13 protein-coding genes and 2 pseudogenes are annotated in these 16,719 nt (G+C 67.0%); 3 read left to right on the top strand and 12 right to left on the bottom strand.

The window, feature by feature from the left end:
* The 3 genes and pseudogenes from CF70_RS37700 to CF70_RS11680 form a co-directional block, all read right to left on the bottom strand.
* Window positions 1-269 (bottom strand): annotated as a pseudogene (locus CF70_RS37700) (tripartite tricarboxylate transporter substrate-binding protein); the annotation flags it as partial.
* A 69-nt stretch (window positions 270-338) separates the two neighbouring features.
* Window positions 339-1,493, bottom strand: a complete 1,155-nt coding sequence (locus CF70_RS11685) for a CaiB/BaiF CoA transferase family protein (RefSeq protein WP_035864382.1) — start codon at window positions 1,491-1,493, stop codon at window positions 339-341.
* Between the two features lie 11 nt (window positions 1,494-1,504).
* Window positions 1,505-2,470, bottom strand: coding sequence for a hydroxymethylglutaryl-CoA lyase (locus tag CF70_RS11680; protein WP_035864381.1), 966 nt, complete (start codon window positions 2,468-2,470; stop codon window positions 1,505-1,507).
* A gap of 239 nt (window positions 2,471-2,709) precedes the next feature.
* Here CF70_RS11680 and CF70_RS11675 point away from each other — a divergent pair, with 239 nt between their 5' ends.
* The 3 genes from CF70_RS11675 to CF70_RS11665 all read left to right on the top strand — a co-directional run bounded on the left by CF70_RS11675 (window position 2,710) and on the right by CF70_RS11665 (window position 5,557).
* Window positions 2,710-3,612, top strand: coding sequence for a LysR family transcriptional regulator (locus CF70_RS11675; RefSeq protein ID WP_035864379.1), 903 nt, complete (start codon window positions 2,710-2,712; stop codon window positions 3,610-3,612).
* 152 nt (window positions 3,613-3,764) lie between these two features.
* Window positions 3,765-3,998, top strand: a complete 234-nt coding sequence (locus CF70_RS11670; protein WP_035864377.1) for a DUF2188 domain-containing protein — start codon at window positions 3,765-3,767, stop codon at window positions 3,996-3,998.
* Between the two features lie 137 nt (window positions 3,999-4,135).
* On the top strand, window positions 4,136-5,557 hold the full coding sequence (locus CF70_RS11665) for an MFS transporter (protein WP_035864376.1): 1,422 nt from the start codon (window positions 4,136-4,138) through the stop codon (window positions 5,555-5,557).
* A 51-nt stretch (window positions 5,558-5,608) separates the two neighbouring features.
* On the opposite strand, the gene CF70_RS11660 is transcribed toward CF70_RS11665, so the two are convergent.
* The 9 genes and pseudogenes from CF70_RS11660 to CF70_RS11625 all read right to left on the bottom strand — a co-directional run bounded on the left by CF70_RS11660 (window position 5,609) and on the right by CF70_RS11625 (window position 16,694).
* Window positions 5,609-7,105 (bottom strand): tripartite tricarboxylate transporter permease, encoded by a 1,497-nt coding sequence (locus CF70_RS11660; protein ID WP_035864374.1) that lies wholly within the window; start codon window positions 7,103-7,105, stop codon window positions 5,609-5,611.
* A gap of 18 nt (window positions 7,106-7,123) precedes the next feature.
* On the bottom strand, window positions 7,124-7,630 hold the full coding sequence (locus CF70_RS11655; RefSeq protein WP_035864372.1) for a tripartite tricarboxylate transporter TctB family protein: 507 nt from the start codon (window positions 7,628-7,630) through the stop codon (window positions 7,124-7,126).
* A 62-nt stretch (window positions 7,631-7,692) separates the two neighbouring features.
* Window positions 7,693-8,703: a Bug family tripartite tricarboxylate transporter substrate binding protein gene (locus tag CF70_RS11650; RefSeq protein ID WP_035864369.1), complete on the bottom strand. Its 1,011-nt coding sequence runs from the start codon at window positions 8,701-8,703 to the stop codon at window positions 7,693-7,695.
* Between the two features lie 180 nt (window positions 8,704-8,883).
* Entirely contained in the window at window positions 8,884-10,050 is a 1,167-nt protein-coding gene (locus tag CF70_RS11645) for a DSD1 family PLP-dependent enzyme (RefSeq protein ID WP_051648282.1), read from the bottom strand.
* A pseudogene (locus tag CF70_RS37695) lies at window positions 10,043-11,296 on the bottom strand ((Fe-S)-binding protein); the annotation flags it as partial. The pseudogene CF70_RS37695 and the gene CF70_RS11645, both read right to left, overlap by 8 nt.
* Window position 11,297: 1 nt before the next feature.
* Window positions 11,298-13,101: FAD-binding oxidoreductase (locus CF70_RS37690; protein WP_235185004.1), on the bottom strand; the 1,804-nt coding region annotated here is incomplete at its 3' end.
* Between the two features lie 52 nt (window positions 13,102-13,153).
* A complete protein-coding gene (locus CF70_RS11635) occupies window positions 13,154-13,918 on the bottom strand; it encodes a 2-keto-4-pentenoate hydratase (protein ID WP_035864366.1) in 765 nt (254 codons plus the stop codon).
* A 43-nt stretch (window positions 13,919-13,961) separates the two neighbouring features.
* Complete coding sequence (locus CF70_RS11630; RefSeq protein ID WP_035864365.1) at window positions 13,962-15,236, bottom strand: MFS transporter; 1,275 nt, start codon at window positions 15,234-15,236, stop codon at window positions 13,962-13,964.
* Window positions 15,237-15,473: 237 nt separating this feature from the next.
* A complete protein-coding gene (locus CF70_RS11625; protein WP_035864362.1) occupies window positions 15,474-16,694 on the bottom strand; it encodes a pyridoxal-phosphate-dependent aminotransferase family protein in 1,221 nt (406 codons plus the stop codon).
* Between the last annotated feature and the right edge of the window lie 25 nt (window positions 16,695-16,719).

Here is a 16,719-nt window from a genome sequence, read left to right as displayed (position 1 = left end):
GGCGCCTGGCCCCCCGCCGCTGCGCCGGTAATGCCGCCGGCGCCGGGGAGATTCTCGATCACCACCGGCTGGCCCAGGCTCCTGCCGAGCGACGGTCCGGCGGCGCGCGCGATAGCATCCACGCCCGAGCCCGCGCTGATAGGCAGGATCAGGCGTACCGGCCGGCCCGAGCCTTGGGCCGTGACGGTGCCGGCCGGCAAGGCGACCGCGAGTGCGATGGCCGAAGCGGCCATGCCGAGTACCGCCCGGCGCGAAAGGGGGAATGCCATGTCTGTCTCCGTATGTTTATCGTTCTTGTCCGCGTGGCCATCCGATGCCACGCGGCAATGCGGGTAGATTCAGTCCGGCGTGCGCGTGCGCAGGCCGGACAGGATTTCGTCGTTGTGCTCGCCGATGCCCGGCAGCGGCATGCGCACGCCGGGCCTGCGTCCGCCCATCAGCAACGGCAGCAGCACGACGTCCGTGGTGCCGCCATCCTCGGTCTGCATCGGCACGAGGCCGCCGCTTGCCTTCAGGTGAGGGTCATCCAGCAGTTGCTCCGGACGCATGATGGGCGCGTAGGGAATGCCCGCGGCTTCGAGCTTCGGCGAGAGTTCTTCCACGCGATGGTCCTTGAGAATCGCACCCAGCCGTTCCAGCAATGCCGGACGTACCGCGACGCGCATGGCGTTGGTCGCGAGCTCCGGATCGGCAGCCAGGTCGGGGCGTTGCAGCACGCCGCACAGGGTGTTGAACTGCTTGTCGCTGACGGCACCGATAAACAATTGCTCGCCTCCGGCCAGCGTGAACACGTCGTAGACGCTCCAGGCAGACACGCGCGACGGCATCGGCGGCGGTGGCTCGCCGGTCATCGAGAACTGCTGCATATGCTGTGACGACAGGAACACGCAATTCTCGAACAGCGCGCTCTGCACTTCCTGCCCCTTGCCGGTGCGATCGCGCTCCCGCAAGGCGGCCATCACGCCGATGGCGCCGAACATGCCGCCCATGATGTCGTTCACCGAGGTACCCGCGCGCAGCGGGCGGCCCTTGGGCCCGGTCATGTAGGACAGGCCTCCCATCATCTGCACGACTTCGTCGAGCGCCAGGCGGTTTTCATACGGGCCGGGCAGGAAGCCCTTGTGCGACACGTAGATCAGCCCGGGGAATCTGGCGGACAACGTGGCGTAGTCCAGCCCGCATTTCTCCATCAGGCCCGGGCGGAAGTTCTCCAGCAACACATCGCACTGGCCAACCAGTTCCGCTGCCGTGGCCTGTCCTTCCGGGGTGGTGATGTCGATGACGACGCTCTTCTTGTTGCGGTTGAACGAGCGGAAGAAGCCAATGCCAAGGCCGGGCAGATTGCGCGTCTTGTCGCCGCCAGGGGGTTCGACCTTGATGACTTCCGCGCCCAGGTCAGCGAGGATCATGCCGCAGGTCGGGCCCATCACCATATGGGTGAACTCAACCACGCGGACGCCGGCGAGCGGCAAGTAGGCATGTTCAGTGCTCATGATTTTCTCTCTCAGGCGCAGGCGGCAGCAGCATCGGCAACCGATGCGGGAAATGTCTTGGGCAGGCCGGCGCGCCACAGCGTGCCGTGCAGGGTCTCATTGGTCAGCCAGCCGGCCACGCGCTCGCGCAGCGCCAGCAACCGGTCGATATCGATGCCGGTATCGAAGCCCATGCTGCCCAGCAGGTAGGCCAGATCTTCGGTGGCGACATTGCCGCTGGCGCCGGGCGCGTGCGGGCAACCGCCAATCCCGGCGAGACAGGCATCAAAGCGGGTCACGCCGGCTTGCAGGGCGGCATACACGTTGGCCAGGCCCAGCCCGCGCGTGTCGTGGAAATGTCCGCACCAGAAGCGGTCGCCGGCGATTGCCGTGGCGCGTTCAAACAGGCTGCACACCATCGCGGGATCGGCATAGCCCACCGTGTCCGCCAGGCTGACGCGATCGGCGCCCGCATCCAGCAGGGCCTGCATCAGGCGGAGCACCTCGTGTGGATCCACATGTCCCTGCAGCGTGCAACCGAAGGCGGTGCCCACGCCGCCTTCGATCAGCGTCCTGGAGCCGGCCGCGTCGCGGGCGGCGCGGATCTTTGCCACCTCGGCCACCACGTCGTCGGGCGTCTTGCGCAGGTTGGCCAGGCTATGGGCATGGCTGGCGGACAGCGGCACCAGCATCAGGTCGGCGCCGCTGGCGATGGCGTTTTCCGCGCCCCGCAGGTTTGGCACCAGGACCGAGACGAACAGCCCCGGCAGCGACCTGGCAAAGTCCACGAGTTCCGCGGTATCGGCGAGTTGCGGCAGCAGCTTCGCCGGGACGAAAGAACCGACCTCTATTTCCCGCTGGCCTGCCGCATAGGCCGCCTGGATCCACTCCCGCTTGGCGAAGGTCGGCAGGATGGTGGCGATACTCTGCAGGCCGTCGCGCAGCCCTACCTCCCGAATCACGGCCCGGCGTGGAGCGAATTCAGCGTGTGTTGTCATTTTGTCTGGGTCCCCTCGGATGTTCGCGTTTCGGTCTGGCATGAGCACTCTATGCCGTTCCGGCTCTAGGCAGAAGCGCTAATCCAGAAGCACTAACATTCCGAATCGGAATAGCTGGGTAGCATCACGCCACCCCATGTGCCCTCGGTTTAGAGATTCCTCATCAATGCAATACCCGCTAAAATTACAACACTAAATTTCCATATCGGAAATCCTAAACTCAACACCGGAAGCTTCCGATGCGTGACCTGGACCTCACCTCCCTGCGCCTGTTCGTGGCGGTTTGCGAGACGCGCAACATGGCGCGCGCCGCCGAACAGCAACACATCGTGGCTTCGGCCATCAGCAAGCGCCTGGCTCAACTGGAAGACACCGTGGGCGTCACGCTGTTCGAGCGGCGCCGGCGTGGGGTGATACCGACCGGGGCTGGCGAGATCCTGCTGGAGCATGCACGCGCCATGCTGGCCGCGGCCGATCGCGTGGAGCGCGATATGGCCGGCTACGGCACCGGCATCAAGGGACAAGTCCGCCTGCTGTCCACCGTCTCGTGCATGGCCGAGTCGCTGCCCGACGATATCGCCGGCTTTCTGCAGGTGCCTGACCATCGGGATATCCGCGTCACCGTCGAAGAGAGCATCAGCCGCGAGCTTGTCCGCTCACTGCGGGAAGGCTCCGCGCCGCTGGGCATCTGCTGGGATGCCGCGGATCTCGAAGGACTCCAGACCCGGCCCTATCGCAGCGATACCTTGGCAGCCATCGTGCATTCCTCGCATCCGCTCGCGAGCCAGGCGGCGTGTTCCTTCGAGCAGACGCTGGAATTCGACCATATCGGCCTGCCCGGGCAGACCGCGGTACACACCATGCTGGCGCGCGCGGCGGCCATCATCGGCAAGCCGATGGCGTACCGGGTGGTGGTTTCCTCCTTCGATGCGTCCCTGCGCTGCGTCCGCGCGAACCTTGGCCTTGCCATCGTGCCCCGCGAGGTGGTTGAGCCCGTTTCCGCCAGCTTTGGCGTGCAGATGGTCCCGCTCACGGATAGCTGGGCGCAGCGCCGCTTCGCGATTTGCTTCCGCGACGAGGCGAGCCTCTCGCCGGCGGCGAAGCTGTTGGTGGATTACCTGGTGCGCCAGGCGGCATCCTGACAGCCCGCCGGGCACCGTCGGGCCAGAACACCTATGCTTGATTCCTGCGAGGCGCGTGAACCTGCGGGACTGCGCCCCCTGGCGCTACTGTTCCAGCGCCTCACAATACAGAGCGGAGCGTGGCCTCCGGCCACGGTTAGCGGGAGACCTCCATGGATTCGAAAGCGCAGCGCAACGTACATGTCGTGCCTCACGGCGACGGCTGGGATGTCGTCCATGAAGGAGCCAGGGGCGAGCGAGCCCATTTCCTCAACCAGGACGAAGCCATCGAGGCCGCCACGGTCATCGCCAGGCGCGAGAAGGTGGAGCTGCTGGTTCACGGCCAGGATGGCCAGATTCGCATGCGCAACAGCTATGGCCACGACCCTCGCGACGTGCGGGGCTAGACAGTAAGCCGGCGCCGTCGGGAGCGACCCGGGACCCGGAAATACCAAGCCATTGCTTGTGTAATTCACGGCACCGTCTTATTATCCAAGAATCATTTTGGATAATAAGACGGCAGCCATGCTGCCGCACGCTCTCGATGCCTCCTGAACAAGCCTCCACCGGCGCCTGGCGCGAATTGCTCCTTGGCAAGAACGGGTTACTTGCCCTCGCCCTTACCGGCGGCGTGGCGCTTCACGCCATCAACGTCCACATTGTCACCACCGTGCTGCCGTCCGTGGTACGGGACATTGGCGGCCTGGACTGGTACGCCTGGAACACCACGCTTTTCGTCGTCGCCTCCATCGTCGGCGCCGCGCTGTCCGTCCGGCTTCTGGCCGCGCTGGGACCGCGCGGTGCCTCCTTGACCGCGCTAGCCGTGTTCGCGCTGGGATCGGCGGGCTGCGCGCTCGCGCCGTCCATGCCCTGGATGCTGGCCAGCCGTGGCGTGCAGGGCCTGGGCGGCGGCACGCTGGCAGCGCTTAGCTATGCACTGATCCGGGTTGTGTTCGCGCCGCCGCTATGGCCCCGCGCGGTGGCGCTGGTCTCGGGCATGTGGGGCATCGCCACGCTCTGCGGGCCGGCCGTGGGCGGGTTGTTCGCCCAGGTGGGGCATTGGCGCTGGGCGTTCTGGACGCTGCTGCCGGTGTCCATCATGCAGGGCTTGCTGGTGGCGCTGCAATTGCGCCCGGCCGGCGAGCGCGTCTCGTCCGCCGCCGCGCCGAGCATTCCCGCCGCGCAGATCGCGCTGCTGGCTGCGTCGGTCCTGGCTGTCGCCGCCGGCAGCCTGTCAGCGGCGATGGGCTGGCAGGCCGCCGGCGTGGCCGCGGGCCTGGCATTCGGCGCCGCCGCCATTGTGTGGGACCGACGCGCGCTGGTGCGGTTGCTGCCTGGCGGTGGCACCGAGCCCGGCACGCCGCTGGGCGCGGTCTATGCCAGCGTGGCCCTGCTCCTGATCGGCACCACCACCGAAGTCTTCGTGCCTTATTTCCTGCAGACCTTGCATGGCCACACACCGCTGGCCGCGGGCTATCTCACAGCCGCGATGGCGGGTGGCTGGAGCCTGGGGGCGCTGCTTTCCTCCGGCCACGGCGGTACGGGCGCGGCACGGCTGCTGCGCGCGGGGCCGATACTGTGCGCCGCCAGCCTGATCGCGCTGGCCATCGTGGTACCGGCGGGGGCAAGCCTGGCGCCCGCAGCTCGCACGCTGCTCAGCGGCCTGGCGCTGGCCGGCGCGGGCGCTGGCGTGGGCATCGGTTGGCCGCATTTGCTGACGCGCGTGCTGACGCTGGCGCCGCACGGCGAGGAAGGCACGGCTTCGGCCGCGATCACAACCGTCCAGCTCTACGGCATGGCGATCGGCGCGGCGATCGCCGGGCTGGTGGCGAATGCCGCTGGCCTGATCGTCCCCGGCGGCACGGCGGGCGCGCAGTCGGCTGCCGCCTGGCTGTTCGCCAGCTTTGCCGTGGCGCCCGTGCTGGCAGCGCTGGCCGCGCGCCGGATTACAAACCGGGTGCATTAGGATCCGTGGCGTTGCGCCAGCTCCGCCGCCGCTACCCGCGCCCGGACGCGCTCAGGCCATGCGCCGCGCCTTGGCGCGCAAGTCCGCGACCAGTGGCCAGACCAGCACCAGGATGGCCAGCGCCATGATGGTGCCGACCAGCCCGTTGGACCAGAAGATGCCGAGTTCTCCCGACGAGACCAGCATGGTCTGGCGGAACGCGTCCTCGGCGCGGTCGCCGAGCACCAGGGCCAGCACCAGCGGCGCCAGGGGATAGTCGAGCTTCTTGAGCACATAGCCAACCACGCCGAAGACCAGCATCAGCCAGACGTCGAACAGCGCGCCGTTGACCGTATAGGCGCCGATCGCGCAAATGACCAGGATCAGCGGCGCGATGATCGAGAACGGGATGCGCAGGATGGCGGCAAACAGCGGCACGGTGGACAGCACCACGATCAGGCCGACGATATTGCCCAGGTACATGCTGGCGATCAGGCCCCACACAAACGGCCCTTGCTCGGCAAACAGCAACGGACCCGGCTGCAGGCCCCAGATCATCAGGCCACCCAGCAGAACCGCGGCAGTCGCGGAGCCCGGAATCCCCAGGGCCAGCATCGGCAGCAATGCGCTGGTGCCTGCAGCGTGCGCCGCGGTTTCCGGCGCGATCACGCCTTCGACATTGCCCTTGCCGAAGGAATCCGGATCGCGTCCCATGCGCTTGGCCACGCCATAGCCCATGAACGATGCGGCGGTGGCGCCGCCGGGCGTGATGCCGAGCCAGCAGCCAATCGCCGACGAGCGCAACACGGTCATCCAGTAACGCGGCAATTCCGCCCAGGTGCTCAGCACGACTTTAAGATCGATCCTGGCCTGCTTGCCACGGAAGGCGACGCCCTCCTCCATGGTCATCAGGATTTCGCTGATGCCGAACAAGCCGATCACAGCCACCAGGAAATCGAAGCCGCGCAGCAGTTCATGCGAGCCGAAGGTCATGCGCAAGGTGCCGGACACCGTGTCCATGCCGACCGCGGCCAGCGTAAAGCCCAGGCACATGGCGATCAGGATCTTGGGCTTGGATTCCTTGCCCATGCCGATAAAGCTGCAGAAGGTCAGCAGGTAGACCGCGAAGAACTCCGGCGGCCCGAAGCGCAGCGCGAACCTGGCCACCATCGGCGCCAGGAAAGTGATCAGCAACACCCCGGCCAGCGCGCCCAGGCAGGAGCCGGTGAAGGCGGAGGTGAGCGCCTTGCCCGCCTCGCCGCGCTGGGCCATGGGATAGCCGTCGAAGGTGGTGGCGACGGACCAGGCCTCGCCGGGAATGTTGAACAGGATCGAGGTGATGGCCCCGCCGAACAATGCGCCCCAGTAGATGCAGGACAGCATGATGATGGCCGAGGTGGGATCCATCGAGAAGGTAAGCGGCAGCAGGATCGCCACGCCGTTCGGCCCGCCAAGGCCGGGCAGCACGCCGACCACGATGCCCAGCAGGATGCCGGCGAACATCAGCCCGACGTTTTGCCACGACAAGGCGACGGCGAAGCCGCCCATCAGGGAGTTAAGTTCTTCCATATCGGTCTCCTCTCCTGCTCAATAGCCGAGCGCGGCTTCGATGGGACCCTTGGGCAAGGGCACGCGGAACTGGATCTCGAAGATCCAGAACAGCACCACGTTGATGCCGAGCCCGATCAGCAAGGCCCGCCACCACGCCGACTTGCCGATCGCGACCATGAAGCCCACGATGAAGATCGAAGACGCGAGGTACACGCCCAGCACGCCGATCAGTCCGACGTACACCGTCAGGGGCGCCAGGATCACGCTGACCTGCTTCAGTTGCTGCCAGGTCGCGAACGTCTTGCGCTCGCCGCCGCGCAGCGCCTGCCAGGCGACCGCCAGGCTGCAGACCAGGATGATGGCGCCGACCCGCAGCGGGAAATAGCCCGCCTCCGGGCCGTCCGCGGCCCAGCCGGCGCCGATTGTGTAGTTGCTCCAGATCACCACCAGCGCGCCCGCCATCAGGCAGGCCGCTACCACCAGTTCCACCGCGCGTACGGAGATGCCGCCCCCGGCGGGCACCTCGGAATGCTTCGCGTCCATGAAGTTGTCTCCTCCATCCTGTTTGACCAGCGGCTGCGCACCCCGGCGCAGCCGCGTCCGGATCAGCGCGCGGCGACGAAGCCGGCTTCCTTGATGATGTCGCGGTGGACGTTCTCGTCCTTCGCCAGGAAATCGGTGAGCGCCTTGCCGGTCAGGAATTCGTTCTTCAGCGCGTTCTTCTCCAGGTATTCCTTCCACTCCGGCGTGGCCACGATCTTCTGCATCAGGTCCACGTAGTACTTCTGCTGGTCGGGTGTCACGCCGCCCGGCAGCATGAACACGCGCAGCATCTGGTACTGCACGTCCAGGCCTTGCTCCTTGCAGGTGGGAATGTCGTGCCAGCTCTGCGTCGCCGTGACCTTGGCGTTGTAGCTCATGCGTTCCGGCGCGAACACGCAGACGGCGCGGTGCTCGCCGGCGCGCCACTGGGCGATCGATTCGGAGGGATTGTTGACGTTGGCGTCGATATGCTGGCCGGACAGCTGGGTGGCCGCCTCGCCGCCGCCCTTGTAAGGCACGTAGATGAACCTGGCGCCGGTCTTCTTTTGCACCAGCGTGGCAATGATCTGGTCCTCCCGCTTGGAGCTGGTGCCGCCCACCTTGGTCTTGCCGGGCGTGGCCTTGGCAGCATCGATAAACGCGCCGGCGGTCTTGGCCGGGTTCGCCGAATTGGTCCACAGCACGAATTCATCTTGCGCAACCATCGCCACCGGCGTCAGGTCGCGCCAGCTGAACGGCAGGTTGCTGACCATCGGCACGGTATAGAGCGCGGATGAGGTGACCAGCAACTTGTGCGCGTTGCCCTGCGACGCCTTGGTATCCATCAAGCCTTCCGCGCCGCTGGCGCCGGCCTTGTTCAGCACGATGACCGGCTGGCTCATCAGCTTGTGCTTGGCGATGATGCCCTGGATCGAGCGGGCCATCTGGTCCGAGGCGCCGCCGGCACTGAACGGCACGATGATTTCCACCGGCTTGTTGGGCTCCCACGCGAATGCCGTGGCGCTCATGGCGACACCGGCGGCAGTGGCACCAAGCGTGAGGGCAAGGGCTTTCCAGTCTTGTTTCTTCTTCATGTTGTTGTCTCCTTCGGAACATCACCAGGTCCGCATGCCGGTGGCGTGCGGCGTTCTACTGCCCGGCACCGGGCTGCGGTGCCGGCCAAGCTGCGAATCTGTTCTGGCAATACGTCCGGGATCGCTCGCGGCTGGCGGGGAATGCCCCCCAAGATCGCAAGCGCCACCGGCGCCGATGCATCAGCGGCTCAGGCCCCGCGCATCGATATCCCACAGGCCGGCTACCCGCCCCTGCCGGAAGCAGACGTAGTGCCGGTGCAGGTTGGCGGTAGGGTCGCAGTGCCCCGGGATCAGCAGCAGCTTGCCGCCCAGCAACTCGTGGCTGTCGCCGTTGAGCACTTCGAGCACGCCGTGCTCGTCGTTGGCGGCGACGTAGCGCAGCGACCCGTCGCTGTCGCGCGACCACAGCCGTGGCAGTCCGGAATCGACCGCCACCGTCTTCAGGCCGACATCGCAAACCACCACGCCGGGGCGCGCCGTGCTCATCACCGTGGCCGCGATGAACAGGCTGTGCACCGGCCGGAATTGCCCCATCCATTCGTTGGCGCCGTAATGTCCGTCCAGGAACAGATAGGACCCCGGCTGGATCTCGGTGTAGACGCCGCTGCCGACGTCGAACTCCGCGGTGCCGGTACCCCCGCCCGTGACCACCGGGCAGGCGATGCCGCGCGCATCCAGGTGCCGGACATAGGCGTGCGCCGCTTCGGCGGCCCGTTGCGCGGCCTGGCGGCGCTGCGCCCAGACGGCGATATGCTGGGCCGGACCGTGATACGCCTGGAGGCCGCCGAACCGCAATGCCGGAAACGCTGCGATGGCGTCAGCCAGCGCGCTCAAGGCATCGCGGCTGGCAACGCCACAGCGTCCGTGTCCCACGTCGACCTCCGGCAACACCGTGATCTTCACACCCGCGGCGGTGGCGGCGGCCCCCACCGCCCTCACCTGCCGCACGTCATCGGCGCAGATGCTCAGCGCCACATGCCCGGCCAGTTCTACCGCCATGGCCACCTTGTCGGCGCCGGCAAATTCGTTGCTGATATGGATGCTGGCGATGCCGGCCGCCGCGAACGGATAGGCTTCGCTCAGCTTCTGGCAGCAGATGCCCGCGGCTCCCTGGGCCATCTGGGCCCGGGCGATGGCGACGGACTTGTGCGCCTTGGCATGCGGGCGCAAGGCCACCCCCGCGGCCGCCGCCAGGTCACGCATCTGCAGCAGGTTCGATTCGAAGGCGTCCAGGTCCACCAGCAGCGCCGGTGAACCCACGTCCTCCAGCGCATCGCCCTTCGCGGCCGGCTCGGGAAGCCGCAAGGGTGGCCGCCTGGCGGCTGCCGGGCCGGTGTGCTCACGCATGATGCGGCTGCCCCTGGTCCTTCCGCTTCAGCGCCATCGCCAGCACGCGCGCCACGTGCACGGCCTCGGTGTCCGCGCCGTCCAGTATCTGGTGGCGGCAACTGGTGCCGTCGGCGACCACAAGGGCGTTGGCCGCGCGCTGGCGCACCGCCGGCAGCAGCGAGAGCTCCGCCATGGCTTTCGATGCCTCATAGTGCTCGGCCTCGTAGCCGAAGCTGCCCGCCATGCCGCAACAGGAGGATTCCACCGGCGACACCTTCAGGCCGGGGATCCAGCCGAGCACGGTCTGCACCGGGGTGAAGGCATCGAAGGCCTTCTGGTGGCAGTGGCCATGCACCAGGGCTTCGCTGGCCTGCAGCGCATCGAGATCGAGGGCCAGGCGTCCCGCCGTCTTCTCCCGCACCAGGAATTCTTCAAACAGGAAGGCCTGGGCAGCCAGCTTCCTGGCCTCGTCGCCGTAGCCGTAATTGAGGAACTCGTCGCGCAGGGACAGCAGGCACGAAGGCTCCAGCCCCACGATCGGGATGTTCCGGTCGACATAGGGCTTGACGGCATCCAGCAGGCGCCGCGCTTCCTCCCTGGCCTGGTCCACCAGCCCCGCCGCAAGGAAGGTACGGCCGCAGCACAGGGGGCGCTCGCCCTCGCGGGTGTTGAAGTGCACCGTGTAGCCGGCGGCTTCCAGCACTTGCCGCGCCGCCAGCGCGTTTTCCGGCTCCATGTAATTGGTGAAGGTGTCCACGAAGAGCATGACTTCGCGGCCCGGTTCTGCCTGCCCCCTGGTCCGGGCTTTCGACAGGAACGATGTCTTGAAGCGTGGCAACGAGCGCTGCGGCGCGAATCCCAACGCGCGCTTTATCGCGCCGGAGATGCCGGGAATGCTGTCGGCCAGCGCTAGCAGCGCGGGAAACCGGCTGGCGACCGGCGCATAGCGCGGCATGAAGGCCACCATGCGCTCGCGCAAGGTGATGCCATGGCGCTTGGTCCAGGCATGGCGGGCCTCGATCTTGAACTTCGCCATATCGACGCCCGTCGGGCAGTCGCGCCTGCAGCCCTTGCAGGAGACGCACAGGTCCAGGGCTTCCTTGACTTCCGCGCTGGCAAGGCCCTCATCGCCCAGCTGGCCGGAGACCGCCAGCCGCAGCGTATTGGCCCGGCCGCGCGTGACATGCTGCTCGTCCTTGGTCACGCGATAGCTTGGGCACATGGTGCCCGCATCGAACTTGCGGCAATGCCCGTTGTTGTTGCANCGTTGTTGTTGCGCATCTCCACTGCCGCGGCGAGCCCGCCCGCGCGGTCGCTGCCCGTGCCCGGCGCCGTTTCCTCGCCGGTCAGCGGGTTGCGCGTCACGTTCCAGGCGGACCAGTCCAGGGCCGGCGCGAGCGGCAGCGCGGCGTAGCCCGGCGCGAAACGGAAGTTCTCGCGCGCGTCCATCTTCGGCGGCCGCACGATCTTGTCCGGGTTGAAGCGGTTGTCCGGGTCGAACAGCGCCTTGATCTCGCCAAAGGCGGCATTGATGCGCGGACCGTATTGCCAGGCCACCCACTCACCCCGGCACAGCCCGTCGCCGTGTTCGCCGGAATAGGCGCCCTTGTACTCACGCACCAGCGCGGCCGCTTCCTCCGCGATTTCGCGCATGCGCAGCGCGCCGTCGCGCCGCATGTCCAGGATCGGGCGCACATGCAGCGTGCCCACGCTGGCATGGGCGTACCACGTGCCTTCGGTCTCGTGCTTGTGGAACACGGCGGTGAGCCGGCGCGTGTACTCGGCCAGGTGCTCCAGCGGAACCGCGCAATCTTCGATGAAGGACACCGGCTTGCCGTCGCCCTTCATGCTCATCATGATGTTCAGGCCCGCCTTGCGCACATCCCACAGCGCCTTCTGGGCTTTGGCGTCGGGCATCTTGACGACGGAGCCCGGCAGGCCCAGGTCGCTCATCAGCGTCGCCAGATCGTCGAGCTGCGCCAGCAGCGCGCTGTGCTCCTCGCCCGCGAACTCGACCAGCAGGATGGCCTGCGGCTCGCCGGACAGGGCCTGCCCGATCACCGGGCGGAACGCCGGGTTCTCCATCGACAGGTCGATCATGGTGCGGTCTACCAGCTCTACCGCCACGGGCTTGAGCTTGACGATATGCTGCGTCATGTCCATCGCCTGGTAGAACGTGGGAAAGTTCACCACACCCAGTACCTTGTGCTGCGGCAGCGGCGACAGCTTCAGCGTGAGCTGCCGGCTGTAGGCGAGCGTGCCTTCGGATCCCACCAGGATATGCGAGAGATTGGCGTAGCCGTCGTCGGTATAGGCGCGCGGATTCTGGCATTCGAACAGGTCGATGTTGTAGCCCGCCACGCGGCGCAGCACCTTCGGCATGCGCTCGGCGATTTCCTCGCGCTCGCGGGTGGCGATTCGCCGCAGGCCTTGCAGGATGCCCTCCACCCGCCTGCCAGCGACAGCCTCTTTGAGTGAGCCGAAATGGCATTGGCTGCCGTCGGCCAGCACGGCATCGATGCCCAGCACGTTGTGCACCATGTTGCCGTACTCGATGGAGCGCGAGCCGCATGAGTTGTTCCCGGCCATGCCGCCGATGGTGCATTGGGCCCCGGTCGATACATCCACGGGAAACCACAAGCCGTGCGGCTTGAGCCAGGCATTGAGGTGGTCCAGCACGATGCCGGGTTCCACGGTGACGGTGCGGGCGGCGGGATCGAAATCCACGACGTTGTTGAGCCACTTGCTGTTGTCGATCACCAGCGCCTCGCCAACGGTCTGGCCGCACTGGCTGGTGCCCGCGCCGCGCGCCAGCACCGGGGCCTTTTCGTCGCGGGCGATCTCCAGCGCCAGCATCAGGTCGGCCTGGTCGCGCGGCACCACCACGCCGACCGGCATGATCTGGTAGATCGAGGCATCGGTAGCGTAGCGGCCCCGGCTGGCCCGGTCGAAAAGCACATCGCCGCGCAGTTCCTTGCGCAGTCGTGCCGACAGCGGCGAACTGGCGCGGCCTTGCGACGGCACGAGGTGGATCGGCTTGACCAGCAGCGAGGGGGAGGAATCGTTCATGGCTTTCTACCAGTGGCTTGTGGGTATCGGTGCCGCGTCTGCGCGCGGCTTGTTACGCGAGGATGAGTTCGACCGCGGGCAGGCCGGCGATCCTGCCCAGCGCCGCGCCCGGCCTGTCCGGGAAATGCATGCCGGTGTAGGAACCGGTCGTGACCAGCGTGCCGTGGCCCACCGTCATGCCGCGCGCGGTGCAATGGTTGACTACCCACGGCAGCAGGCGGCGCGGGTCGCCGGCGGGATTGGCCGGCGCGCCCTTGACCACGTCCTCGCCATCGAAGGTGAAGAACAGGCTTGGATCCAGGAAGGGATAGCCGGGCTGGTAAGGCACGTAGTCGCCGACGATCAGGGCACCGTGGTTCTGCAGGTCGGCAAGCTGCGCCAGCTTGTCCACCGCGGGCCATTCCTGGTACCGGCTCGCCACCACCTCGATCGCGGCCGCCATGTACTGCACGCCTTCCAGCACCTCATCACCGGAATAAGGAGCGCCGCGCGGCGCGAAAACCCGCCCGAAGCAGAACGCAATCTCCAGTTCCAGGCCAAGCGGGCGGAAGCCGCCGCGCGACAGCGTGGCGGGGCTCGGATGCACGCAGTCGTTCGGCAGCGGCGCGCCCTGGATCGGGCCGGTCGCGGATTTCGCGCCAGCCTTCCAGCCGCCGATGCCCGCTTTGCGCAGCCGCAGCACCTCGGCTTGCACGGCGTAGGCGGCGTCGGCATCCTGCGGCAGCAGTTCGCCTGGCAAGGCGGAGAAGCGAATGCCTTCGTTGCCCGCGCCTGCAAGCCGGCTGGCGAGTTCCTGTTCCGGGTGGGGATGGCTCATGTCATGATTGCGTTTCCATTGGCGAGTGAGGGGCGCGCATCGCTTATGCGTGCAATTGCTTGGGATCGGCCGCGGCGGCGGGCTCGCTTTCGAACCTGCTTTCCGGCTGCATGCGGAAGGCCAGCACCACGCCGATGCCCATCAGCGCCATGCTGCCGATAAAGGGCAACTCCCAGCTGCCGAAGCGGTCGATCAGGTAGCCCGACAGCACCGGCGAGATGATCGCCGCCAGCGCGGAGCCGGAATTCATCATCCCGCTCGCGGTACCGGAATGCTCCGGCGCGATATCCATGGGGATCGCCCACATCGGCCCGATGGTCATCTCGGCAAAGAAAAAGCCGGCAGCCAGGCAGGCCATCGAAACGTAGAGCTGATGGGTGAACAGCATGGGGATCAGCGACAGCATCGTCAGCAGCATGCAGACCGCCACCATCCAGCTGCGGGCGCGTTTCAGGCTGCCGGTACGTTCGTAGAGCTTGTCTGTGACGACGCCGCCGAGCGTGTCGCCGAGCACGCCGGCAAAGAACACGGCGGAGGCGAAGATGGCGGACTTCTTCAGGTCCAGGTCGTAGCTATGCAGGAAGTACTGGGGAATCCAGCTCAGGAACAGCCACAGCGTCCAGCCGTAACAGAAGTAGACGATGGTGACCGGCGCCATGCGCCTGAACAGGCGGCGCCAGGGCACGTTGCCAGCCTTTTTCTTGGCGGCGGGCAGCGTTTCGAGTTCGTCCGCCGTGATGCGGGGATGATCCTTGGGGTGCTCGGTAAAGGTCACCGCCCACAACGCCACCCAGACCAGGCTGATCACGCCGCAGAGATAAAACGACTCGCGCCAGCCATAGATCGCCATGATGGCGACGACTGCGGCCGGGGCTACCGCGTTGCCCACCCGTGCGCAGGCGTGGGTGATGCCTTGCGCGAAGCCGCGCTTCTCCTTGGGCACCCAGCGCGCCATGGCGGCGGTGGCCGCCGGAAACGTGGCGCCCTCGCCGAGGCCCAGCAGCAGGCGCGCGGCCAGCAGGGAAATCAGCCCGCCGGCGAAGCCGGTCAACAAGGTGGCGATGGCCCAGAGCACGCCGCAGACCATCAGGGTGCGCTTGGCGCCGAACCGGTCGCTGACCCAGCCGCCGATGATCTGGAACACCAGGTAGGGGTAGGCAAAGGCCGAGAACACCAGGCCGATCTCGGTTTTGCTGAGGTTGAACTCCTGGCCAAAGCCGGCCGCGGCCGTGCTGACGTTGACACGGTCCAGGTAGGTGATGAAATACATGATGCATAGCATCCCCAGCACGACGCTGGTTGCACGAAGGCGCTTCATTGCTTGTCTCCAATCCTTTTTTTCCTGCCCACCCGGTCCGGGCCGGGGCAGACTCATCGCGGCCGGCTCTATGGCCGGTTCCCGCTAGTCCGCGCAGGCGGCGGGGCGCCAAAAGGCGACACCTCTCCCTGGCCTCACCCTGTGAGGTGAGGCCATGCCTGTCTGCACTTGCTGTGATTCAGGAAGGCCGGCGTGCGCCTGCCGCGCGGGCAAGCCGCCCGGCCTTCAGGTGCCGGTTCAGGCCGCGGCCTTCAGCGCTGGCGCGTCCGCATGCGCGGCCAGGTACTCCATCGCCGCCACGACCCCGCTCGCCGCCACCGGCACGCCCGCGAGCTTCAGCCCCATCTCGCAACCGGACAACGTGGCCATCAGGGTCAGGTCGTTGCAGTCGCCGAGATGCCCGATACGGAACATCTTGCCGCGCATCTTGCCCAGTGCCTGCCCCAGCGACATGTCGAAGCGTTCATAGATGTGCTTGCGCACCGCGTCGGCGTCCACGCCCTCCGGCATCATCACGCCGGTCAGCACCGGGCTGTACACCGATGCGTCCGCGCACTGGATCTCCAGCCCCCAGGCCCGCACCGCGCGGCGGGTCGCCTCGGCCAGCCGCTGGTGCCGCGCGAAGACGTTGTCCAGGCCTTCGTCCAGGATCATGTCCAGCGCCTCCGACAGGCCATAGAGCAGGTTGGTGTTCGGCGTGTACGGCCAGTAGCCGTTCTTGTTGGCTTCGATGATTTCGTCCCAGCCCCAGAAGGCACGCGGCAGCTTCGCCTGCCTGCTGGCCGCGATCGCCTTCGGCGACAACGCGTTGAAGCTGATCCCCGGCGGCAGCATCAGGCCCTTCTGCGATCCCGACACCGTTACGTCCACGCCCCACTCGTCGTGCCGGTAGTCCGCCGAGGCCAGGCCGGAGATGGTGTCCACCAACAGCAGCGCCGGGTGGCCGGCCGCGTCGATAGCGCGGCGCACGGCGGCAATATTCGAGGTAACGCCGGTCGAAGTCTCGTTGTGCACCACGCATACGGCCTTGATGGCGTGCGCGCTGTCGGCACGCAGGCGGGTTTCGATCATGTCCGGCTGCACGCCGCGGCGCCAGCCCTCGATGCCCGGCAGGCCCAGGAATTCCGGCTTCAGTCCCAGTGCCTCCGCCATTTTTTTCCACAGCGTGGCGAAGTGACCCGTCTCGAACATCAGCACGTTGTCGCCGGGGCTCAGCGTATTGGTCAACGCGGCTTCCCAGGCACCCGTCCCGGAGGCCGGATAGATGATCACCGGCTGCGCGGTCTTGAAGATCTTCTTGATATCGGCCAGGACTTTGCGGCCCAGCGCGCCGAACTCCGGACCGCGGTGGTCGATGGTCGGATAGCTCATCGCGCGCAGGATGCGGTCGGGCACGGGGCTCGGACCGGGGATCTGAAGGAAGTGGCGGCCGGCGGGGTGGAAGTCGAGTTTGATCATGGGTTGGTCCCTCCTTTGTGGATTA

It is taken from the genome of Cupriavidus sp. SK-3, from assembly GCF_000611145.1.
Classification (GTDB): Bacteria; Pseudomonadota; Gammaproteobacteria; order Burkholderiales; family Burkholderiaceae; genus Cupriavidus.
This window is presented reverse-complemented; position numbering and strand designations above follow the sequence as displayed.